This window comes from Streptomyces hamibioticus, from assembly GCF_047946815.1.
In the GTDB taxonomy this organism is placed as follows: Bacteria; Actinomycetota; Actinomycetes; order Streptomycetales; family Streptomycetaceae; genus Streptomyces.
The window spans coordinates 2,009,799-2,029,361 of the sequence record NZ_JBKKQY010000001.1; the positions used below are offsets into that span (position 1 = coordinate 2,009,799).

General features: G+C 71.8%; 17 protein-coding genes. 4 read left to right on the forward strand and 13 right to left on the reverse strand.

From position 1 onward, the window contains the following. Positions 1-36: 36 nt before the first annotated feature. The 5 genes from ACLGIH_RS08875 to rimP form a co-directional block, all read right to left on the reverse strand. Positions 37-330: a DUF503 domain-containing protein gene (locus ACLGIH_RS08875; protein WP_416524684.1), complete on the reverse strand. Its 294-nt coding sequence runs from the start codon at positions 328-330 to the stop codon at positions 37-39. Between the two features lie 187 nt (positions 331-517). After that, positions 518-3,586 (reverse strand): translation initiation factor IF-2, encoded by a 3,069-nt coding sequence (gene infB / locus ACLGIH_RS08880; protein WP_416524685.1) that lies wholly within the window; start codon positions 3,584-3,586, stop codon positions 518-520. Positions 3,587-3,769: 183 nt separating this feature from the next. Continuing rightward, positions 3,770-4,051 (reverse strand): YlxR family protein, encoded by a 282-nt coding sequence (locus ACLGIH_RS08885; protein ID WP_416524686.1) that lies wholly within the window; start codon positions 4,049-4,051, stop codon positions 3,770-3,772. A 101-nt stretch (positions 4,052-4,152) separates the two neighbouring features. Then, a complete protein-coding gene (gene nusA, locus ACLGIH_RS08890) occupies positions 4,153-5,151 on the reverse strand; it encodes a transcription termination factor NusA (protein ID WP_416524687.1) in 999 nt (332 codons plus the stop codon). 2 nt (positions 5,152-5,153) lie between these two features. Further along, complete coding sequence (gene rimP, locus ACLGIH_RS08895; protein WP_416524688.1) at positions 5,154-5,672, reverse strand: ribosome maturation factor RimP; 519 nt, start codon at positions 5,670-5,672, stop codon at positions 5,154-5,156. Positions 5,673-5,889: 217 nt separating this feature from the next. On the opposite strand from rimP, the gene ACLGIH_RS08900 reads away from it, so the two are divergent. The 3 genes from ACLGIH_RS08900 to ACLGIH_RS08910 are packed head-to-tail and all read left to right on the forward strand — an operon-like array spanning position 5,890 to position 7,793. After that, positions 5,890-6,393 carry a hypothetical protein gene (locus ACLGIH_RS08900; RefSeq protein WP_416524689.1) on the forward strand — a complete coding sequence of 168 codons (504 nt, stop codon included), beginning with the start codon at positions 5,890-5,892 and terminating at the stop codon, positions 6,391-6,393. Continuing rightward, positions 6,390-6,854, forward strand: a complete 465-nt coding sequence (locus ACLGIH_RS08905; protein WP_416524690.1) for a ferritin-like domain-containing protein — start codon at positions 6,390-6,392, stop codon at positions 6,852-6,854. The genes ACLGIH_RS08900 and ACLGIH_RS08905 overlap by 4 nt, the downstream gene beginning before the upstream one ends. 39 nt (positions 6,855-6,893) lie before the next feature. After that, positions 6,894-7,793, forward strand: a complete 900-nt coding sequence (locus ACLGIH_RS08910; protein ID WP_416524691.1) for an aminoglycoside phosphotransferase family protein — start codon at positions 6,894-6,896, stop codon at positions 7,791-7,793. Between the two features lie 389 nt (positions 7,794-8,182). On the opposite strand, the gene ACLGIH_RS08915 is transcribed toward ACLGIH_RS08910, so the two are convergent. From ACLGIH_RS08915 to ACLGIH_RS08945, 7 genes are all read right to left on the reverse strand, one after another. Next, a complete protein-coding gene (locus tag ACLGIH_RS08915; RefSeq protein WP_416524692.1) occupies positions 8,183-9,886 on the reverse strand; it encodes a proline--tRNA ligase in 1,704 nt (567 codons plus the stop codon). An 85-nt stretch (positions 9,887-9,971) separates the two neighbouring features. Continuing rightward, entirely contained in the window at positions 9,972-10,505 is a 534-nt protein-coding gene (locus tag ACLGIH_RS08920; protein WP_416524693.1) for a GNAT family N-acetyltransferase, read from the reverse strand. Between the two features lie 150 nt (positions 10,506-10,655). Beyond that, positions 10,656-11,504 carry a GNAT family N-acetyltransferase gene (locus ACLGIH_RS08925; RefSeq protein WP_416524694.1) on the reverse strand — a complete coding sequence of 283 codons (849 nt, stop codon included), beginning with the start codon at positions 11,502-11,504 and terminating at the stop codon, positions 10,656-10,658. 99 nt (positions 11,505-11,603) lie between these two features. Next, on the reverse strand, positions 11,604-12,761 hold the full coding sequence (gene ispG / locus ACLGIH_RS08930) for a flavodoxin-dependent (E)-4-hydroxy-3-methylbut-2-enyl-diphosphate synthase (protein WP_416524695.1): 1,158 nt from the start codon (positions 12,759-12,761) through the stop codon (positions 11,604-11,606). 172 nt (positions 12,762-12,933) lie between these two features. Further along, positions 12,934-14,226: a M50 family metallopeptidase gene (locus tag ACLGIH_RS08935; protein ID WP_416529322.1), complete on the reverse strand. Its 1,293-nt coding sequence runs from the start codon at positions 14,224-14,226 to the stop codon at positions 12,934-12,936. Between the two features lie 8 nt (positions 14,227-14,234). Next, the gene (gene dxr, locus ACLGIH_RS08940; protein WP_416524696.1) at positions 14,235-15,491 is read right to left on the reverse strand and encodes a 1-deoxy-D-xylulose-5-phosphate reductoisomerase; all 1,257 of its coding nucleotides are present in this window, start codon (positions 15,489-15,491) and stop codon (positions 14,235-14,237) included. Between the two features lie 93 nt (positions 15,492-15,584). Continuing rightward, on the reverse strand, positions 15,585-17,531 hold the full coding sequence (locus tag ACLGIH_RS08945) for an acyl-CoA dehydrogenase family protein (protein WP_416524697.1): 1,947 nt from the start codon (positions 17,529-17,531) through the stop codon (positions 15,585-15,587). 298 nt (positions 17,532-17,829) lie between these two features. On the opposite strand from ACLGIH_RS08945, the gene ACLGIH_RS08950 reads away from it, so the two are divergent. Continuing rightward, the gene (locus ACLGIH_RS08950; RefSeq protein ID WP_416524698.1) at positions 17,830-18,843 is read left to right on the forward strand and encodes a LacI family DNA-binding transcriptional regulator; all 1,014 of its coding nucleotides are present in this window, start codon (positions 17,830-17,832) and stop codon (positions 18,841-18,843) included. Positions 18,844-18,855: 12 nt separating this feature from the next. On the opposite strand, the gene ACLGIH_RS08955 is transcribed toward ACLGIH_RS08950, so the two are convergent. After that, positions 18,856-19,563, reverse strand: coding sequence for a glycoside hydrolase family 12 protein (locus tag ACLGIH_RS08955; RefSeq protein WP_416524699.1), 708 nt, complete (start codon positions 19,561-19,563; stop codon positions 18,856-18,858).

The following is a 19,563-nucleotide window of genomic DNA, read 5'->3' on the forward strand; positions in this document are numbered from 1 at the left end:
CCGTTCTTTCCTGTCTGTGTTCACTGGCTGTGGTCGTCAGTCGTCTTCGCCGTGGAACCTGCGTCTGACCGAGAGCAGTTCCACCTCGGGGCGGCCGGCGACCAGCCGTTCGCACCGGTCGAGTACGTCGGTGAGGTGCCCCGCGTCTGCGGAGACCATGGCGAGGCCGATGCCGGCTCGCCGGTGCAGGTCCATGTGTTCCACCTCGGCCGCGCTGACGGCGTACTTCCGCTGCAGCTCGGCGACGATCGGGCGGACGACGGACCGCTTCTCCTTCAGCGACCGTACGTCGCCGAGGAGGAGGTCGAAGGACAGCGTCCCCACGTACATGTGTGTATCCGGATGACCCGCCGGTACGGGATCGATGGCCCTCATGAACGGTACCGCGATCCTGCCGGAGGCTCGACGGGGTTTCTCCCGCCCGGCCGGCGGGGGCCCGGGGGCGACGGCCCCCGGCACACGGCGCGGTGGCCGACGGACACACATGTCACGTCGGCCACCGCGAACCCGCGTCACATCAGACGCGCGGCTTCTCCCGCATCTCGTACGTCGCGATGACGTCGTCGACCTTGATGTCGTTGAAGTTTCCGAGGTTGATACCGCCCTCGAAGCCTTCGCGGATCTCGGTGACGTCGTCCTTGAAGCGACGCAGACCCTCGATGTTGAGGTTCTCCGCGACCACCTTGCCGTCGCGGATGAGGCGGGCCTTGGTGTTCCGCCTGACCTCGCCGGAGCGGATGAGCACACCCGCGATGTTGCCCAGCTTGGACGACTTGAAGACCTCGCGGATCTCCGCCGTACCGAGCTCGACCTCCTCGTACTCCGGCTTGAGCATGCCCTTGAGGGCCGCCTCGATCTCCTCGATCGCCTGGTAGATGACCGAGTAGTACCGGACGTCCACGCCCTCGCGCTCCGCCATCTGCTGCGCACGGCCGGCTGCCCGGACGTTGAAGCCGATGACGATCGCGTCCGAGCCCATCGCCAGGTCGATGTCGGACTCCGTGACCGCACCGACGCCGCGGTGCAGGACCCGGATGTCGACCTCTTCGCCGACGTCCAGCTGGAGCAGGGAGGACTCCAGTGCCTCGACGGAACCGGAAGCGTCGCCCTTGATGATCAGGTTCAGCTGCTGGACCTCGCCGGCCTTCAGCACCTTGTCCAGGTCCTCCAGGGACACGCGGCGCGTGCGCTTGGCGAACGCGGCGTTCCGCTCGCGGGCGGCGCGCTTCTCCGCGATCTGGCGGGCCGTACGGTCCTCCTCGACCACGATGAAGTTGTCACCGGCGCCCGGGACGTTGGTCAGGCCCAGGACCTGGACCGGCGTCGACGGACCCGCCTCGGCGACGTTGTTGCCGTTGTCGTCGAGCATGGCGCGGACGCGGCCGTAGGCGTCGCCCACCACCATCGTGTCGCCGACCCGCAGGGTGCCTCGCTGCACGAGGACCGTCGCCACGGCACCGCGGCCGCGGTCGAGCCGGGACTCGATCGAGATGCCCTGCGCGTCCTGCTTCGGGTTGGCCCGCAGGTCGAGCGAGGCGTCCGCGGTCAGGATGACCGCCTCGAGCAGGTCGTCGATGTGCAGACCCTGCTTGGCGGAGATGTCGACGAACATCGTCTCGCCGCCGTACTCCTCGGCCACCAGGCCGTACTCGGTCAGCTGACCGCGCACCTTGGTCGGGTCGGCGCCCTCGACGTCGATCTTGTTGACCGCGACGACGATCGGGACCTCGGCCGCCTTGGCGTGGTTGAGCGCCTCGACCGTCTGCGGCATGACGCCGTCGTTGGCCGCGACGACCAGGATCGCGATGTCGGTCGACTTCGCACCGCGGGCACGCATGGCGGTGAACGCCTCGTGACCCGGGGTGTCGATGAAGGTGATCTTGCGATCCTCTTCGTTGACCTCGGTCGTGACCTGGTAGGCACCGATGTGCTGGGTGATGCCGCCGGCCTCGCCCGCGATGACGTTCGTCTTGCGGATGGCGTCGAGCAGCCGGGTCTTACCGTGGTCGACGTGACCCATGACGGTCACCACCGGCGGACGGACGACCAGGTCCTCCTCGGAGCCCTCGTCCTCGCCGAACTCCAGGTCGAAGGACTCGAGCAGCTCGCGGTCCTCCTCCTCCGGGCTGACGACCTGAACGGTGTAGTTCATCTCGTCGGCGAGGAGCTGGAGCGTCTCGTCGGAGACGGACTGGGTCGCGGTGACCATCTCGCCGAGGTTCATCATGACCGCGACGAGGGACGCCGGGTTGGCGTTGATCTTCTCCGCGAAGTCGGTGAGCGACGCACCGCGCGACAGGCGAATGGTCTCGCCGTTGCCGCGAGGCAGCATCACGCCGCCGACCGACGGGGCCTGCATGGCCTCGTACTCCTGACGGCGCTGCCGCTTCGACTTGCGGCCACGACGGGCCGGACCGCCGGGACGGCCGAAGGCGCCCTGCGTGCCACCGCGACCGCCCGGACCACCGGGACGACCGCCGAAGCCGGGACGGCCACCGCCGCCGCCGAAGCCGCCGCCACCACCGGGACGACCGGCGAAACCGCCGCCGCCACCGGGACGACCGCCGCCGCCACCGCCGCCGGGACGGCCGGCGAAGCCGCCGCCGCCCGGACGACCGCCGCCACCGGGGCGTCCGGCACCGCCGGGACCGCGACCGCCGCCACCGGGGCCGGGACGCGGGCCGGCAGCGGGACGCTGCGGCATCATGCCGGGGTTGGGACGCGGGCCACCGGGGCCCGGACCGGGACGCGCGCCGCCCTGCGGGCGCGGCATCGAACCCGGGGTCGGGCGCTGCCCGCCCGGAGCCTGGGGACGCGGACCGCCGCCCTGGCCGGGGGCCTGGGGACGCGGGCCGCCGCCGGGGGCACCGGCGCCGCCGCCGGGACGCGGACCGCCCTGCGGACGGGGCGCCTGCGGGCGGGCCATGCCGGCGTTGCCACCGGAGGTGAAGGGGTTGTTGCCCGGACGGGGGCCGGACGGACGGGCACCCGGACGCGGCGACTGGGCGCCGGGACGGGCACCGCCCTGGCCACCGGGACGGCCCTGGCCGCCCTGCTGGCCCTGGCCGGGACCGGACGGACGGCCGCCCGGCTTCGGGGCACCGGGACGGGTACCGGGCTTCGGCGCGGCCGGGGACTGCGCCGGCGGCGCGGTGAACTCGGGCGCGGCCGGAGCCGGACGCGGCGCGGGCTTGGGACCCGGCGTCGGACGCGGGCCGGGGGCCGGCGCGGGGGCCGACGGGGCCGAGGGGGCCGCAGGCTGCTCGGCGGCCGGCGGCTTGGGCGCGGCCGGCTTCGGGGCGGCCGGACGGTCTCCCGTCGCCTTGGCGGCGCGGGAGGTGCCCTCCGCCTGCGCCGGGGAAGGCGCGGCGGGCTTGGGGGAAGCCTTGCGGGGGGCGGGCTTGGCGGCGGACTTGCCGTTGCTCCCGCCCTGCTGGAAGGCGTCGGTCAGCTTGCGTACTACAGGCGCTTCGATCGTCGAAGACGCCGAACGGACGAATTCACCGAGTTCCTGGAGCTTGGCCATGACGACCTTGCTCTCGACTCCGAACTCCTTGGCGAGTTCGTATACCCGGACCTTAGCCACTTCGCTCCTTTGAGGTCCGGGTTGCGTCCGGACCGTCGCTAGTTCATGGGCGTACTCATCGCGTACTCATCGAGTGCTCATCGCAATCTCGACCTGCTTTCGACTCGCGAGGTACCAGGCCGCACGGGGTTCCGTGCGGCACGTCTTCCTTACCATGTTGCCCTGGGCAACACCGTGTTGCTCTCAGCAACCTTGTGCCTGCTCGACGTGGTGACGCAACGCCTTTACGTCGAGCGGTCCCGGGACGCGCAGTGCCCGCGGGAACGCCCGGCGGCGTACCGCCTGGTCGAGACAGACCGTGGTGGGGTGCACATACGCACCCCGACCGGGCAGCGTACCGCGAAGATCGGGGACGCACTCACCCTCGATCGCCACGATCCGCAGCAGTTCGTCCTTGGCCGCTCGCTCCCGGCACCCCACACAGGTGCGTTCAGGGCATGCGCGGACACGCGTCCGGCCAGACACTGCTAAGTCTACCTCCCCGGACCGGCCTCACCCCTTTGGGGCAAGAATCGAACACTTGCCGCGCACAACCTGTCGCGATCTCAACGACCTGCGGCTTGGATCTATTCCTCCGGCCGGTCCGACGGCTGCTCGGTGTCGGGACGGATGTCGATCCGCCAGCCGGTGAGCCGGGCCGCGAGCCGGGCGTTCTGGCCCTCCTTGCCGATCGCCAGCGACAACTGGTAGTCGGGCACGGTCACCCGCGCGGACCGGGCGGCCATGTCCACGACCTCCACCTTGGAGACTCGCGCCGGAGAGAGGGCGTTCGCCACCATCTCGGCCGGGTCGTCCGACCAGTCGACGATGTCGATCTTCTCGCCGTTCAGCTCGCCCATCACGTTGCGCACCCGGCCGCCCATGGGGCCGATGCAGGCACCCTTGGCGTTCAGGCCCGACCGGGTGGAGCGGACGGCGATCTTGGTACGGTGACCCGCCTCACGGGCGATCGCGGCGATCTCCACGGAGCCGTCGGCGATCTCCGGCACCTCCAGGGCGAACAGCTTCTTCACCAGATTGGGGTGCGTACGCGAGAGGGTGACCGACGGCCCGCGGACGCCCTTGGCCACCCGGACGACGTAGGAGCGCAGCCGGGTGCCGTGCGGGTAGGTCTCGCCGGGCACCTGCTCCTGCACCGGCAGGATGGCCTCCAGCTTGCCGATGTCGACGAGCACGTTCTTCGGGTCGCGGCCCTGCTGGACCACGCCGGTGACGATGTCGCCCTCGCGGCCCGCGTACTCGCCGAGCGTCGCGTCGTCCTCGGCGTCGCGCAGCCGCTGCAGGATGACCTGCTTGGCGGTGGTGGCGGCGATACGGCCGAAACCCGACGGCGTGTCGTCGAACTCGCGCGCCTCCTGGCCCTCGTCGAGGTCCTCGGGGTCCTCCTTCGCCCACACGGTCACATGCCCCGTGTCCCGGTTGAGCTCCACGCGCGCGTGCCGGCGGCTTCCCTCGGTGCGGTGGTAGGCGATGAGGAGGGCCGACTCGATCGCCTCGACCAGCAGGTCGAAGGAGATCTCCTTCTCCCGAACCAAGCCCCGCAGGGCGCTCATGTCGATGTCCACGGCTACGCCTCCTCCTCTTCCGTCATGTCCTTGTGGTCCTTGCTGTCCTTGCGGTTGAACTCGACCTGGACCCGCGCCTTGGCGATGTCGGCGAAGGCGAGCCGGCGCTCGGTGGGCTTGCGGCCCTTGACCCCGGGCACCTCGACGTCGACGCCGTCGTCGTCGACCCGCTGGATTCTGGCCACCAGTTCGCCGCCCTCGGTCAGCTGGAATCTGACCAGGCGGCCGGTGGCGCGCACGTAGTGCCGGTGCTGGGTGAGGAGGCGCTCCGCGCCCGGGGTGCCGACCTCGAGGGTGTACTCCGCCTCGCCCATCGCGTCGGTCTCGTCGAGCTTCGCCGAGAGCGCACGGCTCACATCGGCGATCCGGTCCAGGTCCGCACCGGTGTCGGAGTCGACGACGACGCGCAGCACACGCTTGCGTCCGACCGAGTCCACCGCGATCTCTTCGAGATCCAGGCCCTGTGAGCTGACGAGGGGTTCCAGGAGTTCTCGCAGCCTCTCGCTCTGGGTGGTGCTCATCCGGGTGACTCCTCGGCCGCGTGTGCTGTTGTGGGATGGGTCGCGTGTCTGGTCAAAGGGTATCCGGTCCCGAAGGGTGTTGCCGTCCACCCGGCCGCGGCGGTGCCGCTGGGTGGTGCCGGGCGGACGCCCGGGTACCGTGATCACGGGCGGCCACGCGCGCCGGCCCTCCCCGTTTCGCCGCCGCTTCCGTACGAGCCTGCCGAGGACGTCTGCCGTGCCGTTCCCCTCATCGCCGCGTCTGCCCTCGGGGCCGCGCAGAAGGAGCCTGCTCGCCTCCGCCGCCGGGGCCGCCGTGCTCGTCGGCTGCTCCGAGGGTTCCGGGTCCGACGGCTCGGGCGGCAGTCCGCCGGCCGCCGAGCGGGCACGCGCGCGTGCGGCCCGGGACAGCGAGGGGCTGGCGGCGCGGTACGACGCGGTGATCGCGGCCCATCCGGGGCTGGCCGAGCGGCTGCGCCCGCTGCGGGAGGCGACCGTGCGGCACGCGGAGGCGTTCGGCGCGGTACGGGCGGCCGCCGCCGGCGGGCCGGGCAGCGCCCCCGCCGGTGTCCCCGGCGACGAACGGGAGGCCCGCGCCGGGCTCGCCGCCGCCGAACGGGAGCTGTCCGACCGGCGGGCGAAGGCGCTGCTGGAGGTGCCGGGCGAGCTGGCGCGGCTGCTGGCCTCGGTGGCGGCGGCCGGCGCGGCGCACGCGTATCTGCTGACGGAGGACGACGGGTGAGCGAGGCGAGGGACCGGGAGCTGGACGCCCTCCAGGCGGCGCTGGCTGCCGAGCACGCGGCCGTGTACGGCTACGGGGTGGTCGGCGGCCGGATCGGCGAGGCGCGCCGTACGGAGACGCGCGCGGCGTACGACGGGCACCGGGCGCGGCGGGACGCGCTGGCGCGCGCGGTGCGCGACCTGGACGGCGTGCCGGTCGCCGCGCAGGCGGTCTACGCGCTGCCCTTCCCGGTGCGGGACGCGGAGGCGGCCGTACGGCTCGCGGCCCGGCTGGAGGACCGGGTGGCCGGGGTCTACTCCGACCTGGTGCGGGCGGCCGGGGGCGCGCACCGGGCGATGGCGGCGGAGGCGCTGCGGGAGGCGGCGGTCCGGGCGGTGCGCTGGCGCGGCGGCAGCGTAGCCTTCCCTGGGCTCGCCGAGCGGGCGGGCACCGAGCCGCCATCGGCGACGCCGGCGGCGTAGCACGTACGACGCACCCGTACGGAAGGGAACGACTCGCGCATGGCTTTCGAACCGCCGCGGCGTCTGGTCAGGGCGCTCGGTGAGACGGCACCGGACGGTGACGACTGGCTGGAGAAGCTGCCGGAGACGGCGCGGCAGGCCGTGGCGCTACGCGAGTTGACGGTGGAGCGGGTGCAGGTGCCCGGCGGGCGCAGCAGCCTGGTGGTGCTGGTGCGCACGCCCGACGGGACGCCCGCGGTGCTGAAGCTGGCCCCGCCCCGGGCCCGTCCGGAGAGCGAACGGGCGGCGCTGGCCCACTGGAACGGCCTGGGCGCCGTGCAGCTCTTGGACAGCGGTCCCGGCGAGGGTGTGCTGCTGCTGGAGCGGCTGCACCCGGATGTGTCGGTGCGCTCGCTGCCGGAGTCCCGGGCGCTGCTGGAGGCGGCGGGCACGCTGCGCCGGCTGTGGGTGGAGCCGCCGGACGGCCATCCCTTCGAGACGGTGGCCGGGCGGACCGGGCGGCAGGCGGCGGCGATGCGCGCCGGGGCCGAGGCCGACCCGCAGGTGGCGCCGCTGGTGGACGCGGCGCTCGCGGCGCGCGAGGAGCTGCTGGCGAAGCCGCCGCAGGAGCTGCTGCTGCACGGCACCTTCCGGCAGAGCAAGGTGCTGGCCGCCGACCGGATGCCGTGGCTGGCGGTGGGGCCCGATCCGGTGGTCGGCGAGAGCTCCTTCGACCTGGCCCGGCTGGTGCGGGACCGGGTGGAGGACCTGATCGCGCAGCCGTCGGGGGCGTCGACGACCCGGCGGCGGGTGAAGCGGCTGGCGGAGTCCCTGGACGTCGACCAGGAACGGCTGCGCGGCTGGACGCTGTTCCGGGCGGTGGAGTCGGGTGTGCGGGCGCGGCGGGTCGGCCGCGAGCAGGACGCGGAGCTGCTGCTGGAGTTCGCGAGCTGGCTGTAGGCGCCGCCGGTGGCTGCCGGCCCCGGCACCTGGGAACGATGCCGCCCCCGCCGCCCCTGCCCATTCCCGCCCCCTGGGGGCTGCGCCCCCAGACCCCCTTTTCGGCCTGGACGGCCTCGTCCTCAAGCTCCCCCGGAGGGGCTGGTAAGCGTTGTCCCGTAACTCGGGGCAGAGGCTGATGGATCACCACAGCCGGACCGACTTGTTCGGTTCCGCCCCAAGTCGCGACCTTAACGGGATTCCGGCCAAGCAGGTCGAACCGGACACCGGCAAGCGGTCTCCAGAGTTACGGGACAGCCCTTAGGTCAGCCCCTCCGGCGTTTGAGGAGCGGGGGTCCGGGGGCGGAGCCCCCGGGACGGGACGGGTAAGGGCGGCGGGGGCGAGGAACTCACGCCGTCAGGCGGGCGATCGCCTCGTCGACGGTCAGCTCCTCGCGCTCGCCGGTCCGGCGGTCCTTGAGCTCGACCACGCCCTCACCGGAGCGCCGCCCGGCCACCAGGATCGTCGGTACGCCGATCAGCTCGGCGTCGGTGAACTTCACGCCCGGGGAGACGCCGGCCCGGTCGTCGACCAGGACCCGGACGCCGGCGTCGGCCAGCTTCCCGGAGATGTCGAGGGCCAGCTCGGTCTGGAGGGCCTTGCCGGCGGCGACCACGTGCACGTCGGCCGGGGCGACCTCCTTGGCCCACACCAGGCCCTTGTCGTCGGCGTGCTGCTCGGCGAGGGCGGCGACGGCGCGCGAGACGCCGATGCCGTAGGAGCCCATGGTGACGCGGACGGGCTTGCCGTTCTGGCCGAGGACGTCCAGCTTGAGGGCTTCGGTGTACTTGCGGCCGAGCTGGAAGATGTGGCCGATCTCGATGGCGCGGTCCAGCTTGAGGCCGGTGCCGCAGTCGGGGCAGGGGTCGCCGTCCTGCACGACGACCACGTCCACGTACGCGTCGACCTCGAAGTCGCGGCCGGCGACGACGTTCTTGGCGTGCGTGTGCTCCTTGTTGGCGCCGGTGATCCAGGCGGTGCCGGGGGCCACCCGCGGGTCGGCGAGGTACCTCACCTTGTCGCCCAGGCCCTGCGGGCCGACGTAGCCGCGGACCAGGTCGGGGCGGGCCGCGAAGTCCGCCTCGGTGACCAGCTCGACGGTGGCCGGGGCGAAGTGGGCCTCGACCTTGTCCATGTCGACCTCGCGGTCGCCGGGGACTCCGACGGCGACGATCTCGCCGTCGACCTTGACGAGGAGGTTCTTCAGGGTGGCGGAGGCCGGGACGCCGAGGGAGGCGGCGAGGGTCTCGATGGTGGGGGTGTCCGGGGTGGGGATGTCCTCGGCGGCGGGGACGCCGGAGGCGTCGACCGGCTTCAGCTCGTAGGTGATCGCCTCGGTGTTGGCGGCGAAGTCGCAGTTCGGGCAGTCGGCGAAGGTGTCCTCGCCGGCCTCGGCCGGGGCGAGGAACTCCTCCGACTTGGAGCCGCCCATGGCGCCGGCGGTGGCGGCGCAGATGCGGTAGTCCAGGCCGAGCCGCTCGAAGATCCGCTGGTAGGCCTGGCGGTGCAGGGCGTAGGACTCGGCGAGGCCCTCGTCGGCGGTGTCGAAGGAGTAGGAGTCCTTCATCAGGAACTCGCGGCCGCGCAGGATGCCGGCCCGGGGGCGGGCCTCGTCCCGGTACTTGGACTGGATCTGGTAGAGGATGACCGGCAGGTCCTTGTAGGAGGACGCCTGGTCCTTCACCAGGAGGGTGAAGATCTCCTCGTGGGTGGGGCCGAGGAGGTAGTCGCCGCCCTTGCGGTCCTTCAGGCGGAACAGCTCGGGGCCGTACTCGTCCCAGCGGCCGGTGGCGTCGTAGGGCTCGCGGGGCAGGATGGCGGGGAGCAGGACCTCCTGGGCGCCGATGGCGTCCATCTCCTCGCGGACGATCCGCTCGACGTTGGCCAGCACCTTCTTGCCGAGCGGCAGCCAGCTCCAGACACCGGCGGCGGTGCGGCGGACGTAGCCGGCGCGGACGAGCAGCTTGTGGCTGAGGACCTCGGCGTCCGCCGGGTCGTCGCGCAACGTCTTCGCCAACAACTGGGACATGCGCTGGACCGGTGCGTTCGCCATGGTTCTCGTATCTCCTGCTGCGTAAGGGTGATGGCAGACGAGGTTAGCCGGGCGGTCCGGCCCGGCGGAAATCGGTTCTGGCCACTCACGGCCTGCGCAGGGGCAGGGGGGCGCCCATCACGGCGTACGGCTTGGGAGCGCTGGGGAAGAGGACCTGGCGGGCGAGGTCCTGGTAGCCGAGGGAGCGGTAGAGGGCGCGGGCCGGGCTGTCGGTGTCGATGGCGGAGAGGATCGAGCGGGGTTCGGCGGCGCCGTCGGTGATGGTGGTGATCAGGGCGCGGCCCGCGCCGCGGTTCTGGTGGGCGGGGTGGACGTGCAGCTCGGTGATCACGAAGGAGTCGTCGAGCCAGTGGTCGTTGCCCTGTGCGCGGAGGTAGGGCTCGACGACGGTGGACCACCAGTGGGTGCGGTCGTTGGGCATGCCGTAGACGAACCCGACGAGGTCCCCCGCGGGGGTGGTGGCACCGAGGGCGCGGGCGCCGGGGTAGGTCATGTGGCGCAGGACGATCTGGCGGCGGACGGCGATCTCGTCGGGGCCGAGGCCGAACGCCGTCGCCTGGACTGCCAAGGCCTCGTCGACGTGGGCCGAGAGGTCGAGGGGGCCGATGACGAGGTCCATGCGGGGAGCCTACAGGGGGGTCACGCCGGTACGCCGGGTGCGGCTGCCCGGTGGTCGGTCGGGCCCACGCGGCGAAGCCGCACATCGACGCGGTCTCGCGTCCCTTGAGGTCCGTGCCCCACCTGCGATCCGGGCAACCCGCCGGTCAGGTCAGAACAGCACGCTCATGAAGGCGCCGACCTCCTGGAAGCCGACCCTGCTGTACGTCCTTCTCGCCGCCGTGTTGAAGTCGTTGACGTAGAGGCTGGCCACCGGGGCCACGTCGGCGAGGGCGTAGCGGAGTACGGCGGCCATGCCGGGGGCGGCCAGGCCCCTGCCCCGGTACTCGGGGTCGACCCAGACGCCCTGGATCTGGCAGGCGCGGTCCGTGGCGGCGCCGATCTCGGCCTTGAAGACGACGCGGCCGTCGGCGTCGAAGCGGGCGAAGGAGCGGCCGGAGCCGACGAGTTCGGCGACCCGGGCCTGGTAGAGCAGGCCGCCGTCGCCGGCCAGCGGGGAGACGCCGACCTCCTCGGTGAACATGGCCACGCAGGCCGGCATGATCGTCTCCATCTCGTCCTTGCGGACGCGCCGGACGTAGGGGTCCGGGGCGATGCCGGCGGGCATCCGGTCGGTGACCATCAGGGGCTGGTGGGCGCGGATCTCGCGGGCGGGGCCCCAGTGGGGTTCGAGGAGCCGCCACAGCTGTGCGGTGGGCTCGGCGGGGCCGACGACGGAGGAGCAGCGGCGACCGGCCCGGCGGGCGCGGTCGGCGAAGGCGCGGACGGCGCGCGGAGTGGCGCAGATCGGGACGAGGTTGGCACCCGCGTAGCACAGGGACGTCAGCATGCCGTCCTCGTACCAGCCCCACATCTCACCGCCGAGCCGCCACGGGTCGAGGCCGGCGATCTGCACCCGGGCGGCCACGAAGGCGTTCGCCACCGGCTCGCGGTCGAGGACGGCGAGCGCGGCGTCGAGGTCGCTCGGTTCGAGGACCCGGGAGGTGGTCTGCGTCAACACGTGCGGGGGCCTCACCCAAAGGTCTGCTGGTCTCCGCACTGTACCTGCCGAAAACAGGGCGCGCCGCCCCCGGGGGCGGCGCGACGGGACGGGGGTGGGTCAGCCGGCGACCGAGACCGAGGGCTCGCCGGAGGCCACGCCGTCCTGCTCCATCTGCTCGGCGAGCTTCATCGCCTCGTCGATCAGCGTTTCCACGATCTTGGACTCCGGGACCGTCTTGATGACCTCGCCCTTGACGAAGATCTGCCCCTTGCCGTTGCCGGAGGCGACACCGAGATCGGCCTCCCGGGCCTCACCCGGACCGTTGACGACACAGCCCATCACGGCCACCCGCAGCGGCACGTCCATACCGGTCAGACCGGCGGTGACCTCTTCGGCCAGCTTGTACACGTCCACCTGGGCCCGGCCGCAGGACGGACACGACACGATCTCCAGACCCCGCTGCCGCAGGTTCAGCGACTCCAAAATCTGGATGCCGACCTTGACCTCCTCCGCCGGCGGAGCCGACAGCGAGACACGGATGGTGTCGCCGATACCCTGCGAGAGCAGCGCACCGAACGCGACGGCCGACTTGATCGTGCCCTGGAACGCCGGACCGGCCTCGGTCACCCCGAGGTGCAGCGGGTACTCGCACCGCTCCGCCAGCTGCCGGTAGGCCTCGATCATCACCACCGGGTCGTTGTGCTTCACCGAGATCTTGATGTCCCGGAAGTCGTGCTCCTCGAACAGCGACGCCTCCCACAGCGCCGACTCCACCAGCGCCTCCGGCGTCGCCTTGCCGTACTTCTGCAGCAGCCGCCTGTCCAGCGACCCCGCGTTCACGCCGATCCGGATCGGCGTCCCGTGGTCGCGGGCCGCCTTCGCGATCTCCCTGACCTGGTCGTCGAACTTCTTGATGTTGCCCGGATTGACCCGGACCGCCGCACAGCCCGCCTCGATCGCCGCGAACACGTACTTCGGCTGGAAGTGGATGTCGGCGATCACCGGGATCTGCGACTTGCGCGCGATCGTCGCCAGCGCGTCCGCGTCGTCCTGCGTCGGACACGCCACCCGCACGATCTGGCACCCCGACGCCGTCAGCTCCGCGATCTGCTGGAGCGTCGCGCCCACGTCCGACGTACGCGTCGTCGTCATCGACTGCACGGACACCGGGGCGTCCCCACCGACCGCCACGGATCCGACCTGGATCTGCCGGCTCTTCCGGCGCTCGGCGAGCTTGGTCGGAACGGACGGCATGCCGAGAGAAATAGCAGTCATCTGCTGTGCAACCCCAAGTCGTGGTTCAAGGCCCGAATCCCGTCAGCGGCGGGCTCCGGGCTTCGAGATTACGGCACGGGCACCGACCGGAGCACATCACGCCCGGTAAACACACCCGAAGGACGGCGGCCCGGGAGGAGGAGCCTGCCGGGCCGCCGGGCATGCGCGGTGTCTACGAGATTCTCACCGGGTTGACGACGTCCGCGATCAGCACCAGGAGCGTGAAGCAGACGAAGATCCCGGCCACCACGTACGCCACCGGCATCAGCTTCGCCACGTCGAACGGGCCCGGGTCCGGGCGGCGCAGCACCTTCGCCACGTTGCGGCGCAGCGACTCCCACAGCGCGCCCGCGATGTGGCCGCCGTCGAGGGGCAGCAGCGGGAGCATATTGAAGAGGAAGAGCGAGAGGTTGAAGCCGGCCACCAGCATCACGGCCATGGCCAGCTGCTGGGTGGGCGGGATGTCGAGGGTGAAGATCTCGCCGCCGACGCGGGCGGCGCCGACGACGCCCATCGGGGAGTCGGGTTCGCGCGGGCCGTCGCCGAAGGCCGCGTCCCACAGGGCGGGGATCTTGGCGGGCAGGGCGGCGAGGGAGTCGACGGCGTCGCCGAGCCGGTCTCCCATCCAGGTCACGGAGTCGCCGAAGTCCTGCTTGACGATGCCGGTGGCGGCGCTGAAGCCGAGGAAGCCCGCGGTGACGTACTCGCCCTGGACGATCTGGCCGGCGCCGTCCTTCTTGGCGACCTGGTTGGTGGCGATGGTCGCGTGCAGGGTCACCTGCCGGCCGTCGCGCTCGACGACGACGGGCACCCGCTCGCCGGGGTGGGCGCGGATGAGGTCGGAGAGCTGGTTCCACTCCTCGGTCCGGACGCCGTCGAAGGAGACGATGGTGTCGCCCGCCCTGAGGCCGGCCGCGGCGGCCGGGGAGGGGGCGTCGCCCTTGCGGCAGTCGTCGCGGTTCTCGCTCTGCGCGATGACGCACTGCGAGACCGAGCTGACGGTGGTGGTCTGCTGGGAGATGCCGAAGCCCATCAGGACGATGAGGAACAGCGCCACGGCCAGGATCAGGTTCATGAACGGGCCCGCGAACATCACGACGACCCGCTTCCACGGCTTGCGCGTGTAGAACAGGCGCTTCTCGTCGCCGGGCTCCAGCTCCTCGAAGGCCGCCGAGCGGGCGTCCTCGATCATGCCGCGCCAGGGCGAGGTGGAGCGGGCCTCCATCCGGCCGTCGGGGCCGGGCGGGAACATTCCGATCATGCGGATGTAGCCGCCGAACGGAATGGCCTTGATGCCGTACTCGGTCTCGCCCTTCTTGCGCGAGAACAGGGTGGGGCCGAAGCCGACCATGTACTGCGGCACGCGGATGCCGAACATCTTGGCGGTGGACAGGTGGCCCAGCTCGTGCCAGGCGATGGAGAAGAGCAGGCCGACCGCGAAGACGACTATGCCGAGGATGAACATCAGGGTCGTCATGCACGGGCCTCCGCCGTCTGTGCCGCCAGTTCCCGGGCCCGGGTGCGCGCCCAGGCCTCCGCTTCGAGGACGTCCGCGACGGTGAGGGAGGTTCCCGTGGCCGGGGTGCCGTGTTCCTCGACCACCCGGGTGACGGTCTCCATGATCCCGAGATACGGCAGCGCGCCGGCGCGGAACGCCTCCACGCACTCCTCGTTGGCGGCATTGAACACCGCCGGGGCGGTCCCCGCGAGCTCGCCCACGTGCCGGGCGAGGTTCACCGAGGGGAACGCCTCGTTGTCGAGCGGGAAGAACTCCCAGGTCGACGCCTTGCTCCAGTCGAAGGCCGGGGCCGCGTCGGGGACCCGCTCGGGCCAGCCGAGGCCGACGGCGATCGGGCCCCGCATGTCGGGGGGCGTCGCCTGGGCCAGGGTCGATCCGTCCGTGAACTCCACCATCGAGTGAACATACGACTGGGGATGCACGACCACCTCGATGCGGTCGAAGGGAATGTCGTAGAGCAGGTGCGCCTCGATCACCTCCAGGCCCTTGTTGACCAGGGTCGCGGAGTTGATCGTGATCACCGGGCCCATGGCCCAGGTGGGGTGGGCGAGCGCGTCCTCGACGGTGACGAGTGCGAGCTCTTCCCTGGTCCGGCCGCGGAAGGGGCCGCCGGAGGCGGTGACGACCAGTCTGCGCACGTCGGCGCGGGTACCGGCGGCCAGCGCCTGGAAGAGGGCGGCGTGCTCGGAGTCGACCGGGATGATCTGCCCGGGCTTGGCGATGGCCTTGACCAGCGGGCCGCCGACGATGAGCGACTCCTTGTTGGCGAGCGCGAGGGTGCGGCCCGCCTCCAGGGCGGCCAGGGTCGGGGCCAGGCCGATGGAGCCGGTGATGCCGTTGAGCACGGTGTGGCAGTCGGTGGCGGCGAGCCGGGTGGCCGCGTCCGGGCCGGCCAGGATCTCGGGGAGCGGCTCGCCCGTGCCGTACTGCTCCCGCAGCGCCTCCCGCAGTGCCGGTACGACGTCCTCGCGGGCCACCGCGACGGTCCCCGCCCTCAGCCGGTACGCCTGCTCGGCGAGGAGGGCGACCCGGCCGCCGTTGGCGGACAGGCCGGTGACCCGGAAGCGGTCCGGGTGGCGCAGGACGAGGTCGATGGCCTGGGTGCCGATCGACCCGGTGGAACCGAGGATGACCACGTCCTTCGGGCCGTCTCCCGCCACGGGGTCGTAGACGAGGTGCGGGTCGGCGAGGGGGGCAGGGCTGTCGCTCATCCCCCCATTGTGGCCGTATCCCTCCCCCGGCAGGACAGCGCGTCCCTCGGGCGGGTGTCGTGCCGCCCGCCCGGGGGACGCCTCAGCCGTGTCTCACCTGATGGGACGGTGGACGTTCTGCTTCGTGCTGGGGCCGGGTGCGGCCTCCGCGATCCAGGGGCCGTCGCCCGAGGGGTCGACGACGCCCTGCTCCAGCCACTCGTAGGTGCCGGACAGCACGCCCTTGACGACCTTGCGGTCCAGGTCGTCGGTGTTGGTCCACAGGCGGCCGAAGAGTTCCTCGACGCGGATGCGGGACTGGCGGCAGAAGGCGTCGGCGAGCTGATAGGCCTCGCGGCCGTGCTCGCCGCGGCTGCGCAGCAGTTCGGCGCGGACGCAGGAGGCGCTCATCGCGAACAGCTCCGCGCCGATGTCGACGATCCGGCCGAGGAAGCCCTGTTTGCTCTCCATCCGGCCCTGCCAGCGCGACATGGCGTAGAAGGTGGAGCGGGCGAGCTTGCGGGCGGTGCGTTCGACGTAGCGCAGGTGACCGGAGAGGTCGACGTGGCCGGGCGGGTTGAACTCGGCGTAGGAACGGGGCAGTTGGCCCGCACCGGCGACGAGCTTGGGCAGCCACTTGGCGTAGAAGACGCCGGCGTTCGCGCCCGCCCTCGCCTTGTCCGACAGGGACTTGTCGGGGTCGATCAGGTCGCCGGCGACCGAGAGGTGGGCGTCGACGGCCTCGCGCGCGATCAGCAGGTGCATGATCTCGGTGGAGCCCTCGAAGATGCGGTTGATGCGCAGGTCGCGCAGCAGCTGCTCGGCGGGGACCGCGCGCTCGCCGCGGGCTTCGAGGGAGGCCGCGGTCTCGAAGCCCCGGCCGCCGCGGATCTGGACCAGCTCGTCGGCCATCAGGCAGGCCATCTCGGAGCCGTAGAGCTTGGCGAGGGCCGCCTCGATGCGGATGTCGTTGCGGTCCTCGTCGGCCATCTGGGAGGACAGGTCGAGCACGGCCTCCAGGGCGAAGGTGGTCGCCGCGATGAACGCGATCTTGGAGCCGACGGCCTCGTGCAGCGCGACCGGTTTGCCCCACTGCTCGCGCGCCGCCGACCACTCGCGGGCGATCTTCAGGCACCACTTGCCGGCGCCGGCGCACATCGCGGGCAGCGACAGCCGGCCGGTGTTGAGGGTGGTCAGGGCGATCTTCAGGCCGGCGCCCTCGGGGCCGATGCGGTTGGCGGCGGGGACCCGGACCCGGTGGAAGCGGGTGACGCCGTTCTCCAGGCCGCGCAGGCCCATGAAGGCGTTGCGGTTCTCGACCGTGATGCCTTCCGAGCCCGCCTCGACGACGAAGGCGGTGATGCCGCCCTTGTGCCCTTCGGACGCGGGCACCCGGGCCATGACCACGAGCAGGTCGGCGACGACGCCGTTGGTGGTCCACAGCTTGACCCCGTCGAGGACGTACTCGTCCCCGTCCGGTACGGCGGTGGTCGCAAGACGCGCCGGGTCGGAGCCGACGTCCGGCTCGGTCAGCAGGAACGCCGAGATGTCGGTGCGGGCGCAGCGCGGCAGGAAGGTGTCCTTCTGCTCCTGGGTGCCGAACATCTTCAGCGGCTGCGGCACGCCGATCGACTGGTGGGCGGAGAGCAGCGCGCCGATCGCCGGGCTCGCGGAACCGACCAGGGCGAGGGCCTTGTTGTAGTACAGCTGGGTGAGGCCGAGACCGCCGTACTTGGTGTCGATCTTCATGCCGAGGGCGCCGAGCTCCTTCAGCCCGGTGATCACCTCGTCGGGGATGCGCGCGTCGCGCTCGATCACCGCACCGTCGATCTTCGTCTCGCAGAAGTCGCGCAGCTTGGCGAGGAACTCCTCGCCGCGCTGGGCGTCCTCGTCGGCCGGGAGGGGGTGGGGGTGGATGAGGTCGAGGCGGAAGCGGCCGAGGAACAGCTCCTTGGCGAAGCTGGGCTTGCGCCAGTCCTGTTCCCGGGCCGCCTCCGCCACCTGGCGGGCCTCGCGTTCGGTGACGGAGGGCCGGGAGGAGGGGGTGGGTGGTGCGGACATGAGGCTCACCTCGCCGCGAATCGGGGTCGGAGGCACGCCCGGGAAGATCGGTTTGCACGAACTTGCGGGCGTACGTTACTAGTCGGCGCTACTCGATCGTATGTACCCGATTCCCGGCACCCCCACCACCCTTTGTGCGGCCGTTCGGTCGCACGGGGAACCCTCCCGAGACACGGTGTCGAAGCGCTTCGACAGTCCACTGGACACCCGCTCACAGGAGAGCTACTGTCGAACCGCCTCCCCCACCCACACAACCTAGGCGCGCTGTCGAAGCGCTTCACACAGCTTGGAGAGCCGGATGGTCACCCTCGCCGAGGTCGCCCAGCACGCCGGAGTCTCGGCGAGCACGGTGAGCTATGTCCTCAGCGGCAAGCGGTCCATCTCCACCACCACCCGGCAGCGGGTCGAGCAGAGTATCCGGGAGCTGGGCTACCACCCCAACGCCGGTGCCCGGGCCCTGGCCAGCAGCCGGTCGAACATCATCGCGCTGATGATTCCGCTGCGCACGGACATGTACGTGCCGGTGATGATGGAGATCGCCATCGCGGTCGCGACCACCGCGCGCACTCACGGGTACGACGTGCTGCTGCTCACCGGCGAGGAGGGTCCCGACGCGGTGCGCCGCGTCACCGGCAGCGGGCTGGCCGAGGCGATGATCGTGATGGACGTCGAGCTGGACGACCAGCGGCTGCCGCTGCTGCGCGGCTCCGGCCAGCCGTCCGTGCTCATCGGGCTCCCCGCCGACACCACCGGCCTGACCTGCGTCGACCTCGACTTCACGGCGACCGGCGCGCTGTGCGTGGAACACCTGGCCGGGCTCGGGCACCGCGAGGTGGCCGTCATCGGCGAGGCCCCCGCGGTCTACGAGCGGCACACCGGCTTCGCCGAGCGCACCCTCGACGGGCTGCGCGCACGGGCGCGCGAGCTGGGGCTGCGGCTGCTGCACCGCCCGTGCGAGGGCGGGTACGACGCGATGGCCGCGACGCTGGCCCGGATCTTCGACGAGCGTCCCGGCACGACGGGCTTCGTGGTGCAGAACGAGTCGGCGGTGGAGCCGCTGCTGGCCCTGCTGCGGCAGCAGGGCCGGGCGGTGCCGGAGGACGTGTCGGTGGTCGCGGTCTGCCCCGAGCAGGTCGCCGTCCAGGCCTCGGTGCGGCTCACCTCCGTCGCCGTCCCCGCCCAGGAGATGGGCCGGCACGCCGTCGAGCAGCTGGTCGCCAAGCTGGACGGGCGCGGGAGCGAGGAGGTCGTGCTCCTCACTCCCGAACTGACGGTCCGGGCCAGCTCCGGGCCGGCACCCGCCCGGCCCTAGGGGGCTGCCGGTTCAGCCGCCGCTGACGGTCAGGCGGTTGGTGCGGAAGTCCAGGCCGCCGGCCGACGAGGTGATCTCGTAGCCGAACTGGACGTCGCCGATGGTCTCGTTGCCCATCCAGCCCTTGGTGTCCTTGATCCACTTCAGGATCGGCAGGATGTTCACCGTCCCGGAGGTGGAGTCGGAGGTCCGCAGGAACGAGAAGACCTGGTTGTGGCCGTTGTCGCCCTTGTAGACGTTCCAGGTGTGACCGCCGAGGGTGACGGTGCCCTGCGAGGTGCCGAGGGGACCGACGGGTCCGTGCTGGTTGACCCAGAGCATGATCTCGTAGTCGTAGTCCGTGTCCCAGATGTCGTACGACGTGTTGTACGCGCCGGACGCCGGGACCGTGACGTCGTAGCTGCTGGTGAGCGAGGAGAGGGAGGCGATCGGCTTGTTGATCACCTTCTTGGCGTTGGGGTAGGACTTGATGCCGCCGGTGTTCGGGTGGTCGGCCCAGGCGCCCCAGTTGGTGCCCGAGTTGGCCCACACGCACTGGCCGCCGGCTCCGGAGCCCCAGATGTTGTTGTAGAGGGTGTAGCCGTCGAGCGTGGTGTTGCCCCACTGGTCGCAGGTGTTCCAGACGGCGGCCTGGGCGGGGGCGGCGGCGAGGCCCACAGTCGCGCCGAGCGCCAGGGCCACGGCCGGCAGGGCCTTGGTGATGCGGGTGCGTGATGCCAT

Bases quoted from the DNA above. Each gene is read 5' to 3' on its own strand.
- ACLGIH_RS08915 (WP_416524692.1), bottom strand. From the start codon at position 9,886: ATGGCGAACGCACCGGTCCAGCGCATGTCCCAGTTGTTGGCGAAGACG.
- rimP (WP_416524688.1), bottom strand. From the start codon at position 5,672: ATGAGCACCACCCAGAGCGAGAGGCTGCGAGAACTCCTGGAACCCCTC.
- ACLGIH_RS08920 (WP_416524693.1), bottom strand. From the start codon at position 10,505: ATGGACCTCGTCATCGGCCCCCTCGACCTCTCGGCCCACGTCGACGAG.
- ACLGIH_RS08935 (WP_416529322.1), bottom strand. From the start codon at position 14,226: ATGTTCATCCTCGGCATAGTCGTCTTCGCGGTCGGCCTGCTCTTCTCC.
- dxr (WP_416524696.1), bottom strand. From the start codon at position 15,491: ATGAGCGACAGCCCTGCCCCCCTCGCCGACCCGCACCTCGTCTACGAC.
- ACLGIH_RS08950 (WP_416524698.1), top strand. From the start codon at position 17,830: ATGGTCACCCTCGCCGAGGTCGCCCAGCACGCCGGAGTCTCGGCGAGC.
- ispG (WP_416524695.1), bottom strand. From the start codon at position 12,761: ATGACTGCTATTTCTCTCGGCATGCCGTCCGTTCCGACCAAGCTCGCC.
- ACLGIH_RS08875 (WP_416524684.1), bottom strand. From the start codon at position 330: ATGTACGTGGGGACGCTGTCCTTCGACCTCCTCCTCGGCGACGTACGG.
- ACLGIH_RS08945 (WP_416524697.1), bottom strand. From the start codon at position 17,531: ATGTCCGCACCACCCACCCCCTCCTCCCGGCCCTCCGTCACCGAACGC.
- ACLGIH_RS08910 (WP_416524691.1), top strand. From the start codon at position 6,894: ATGGCTTTCGAACCGCCGCGGCGTCTGGTCAGGGCGCTCGGTGAGACG.
- ACLGIH_RS08955 (WP_416524699.1), bottom strand. From the start codon at position 19,563: ATGGCATCACGCACCCGCATCACCAAGGCCCTGCCGGCCGTGGCCCTG.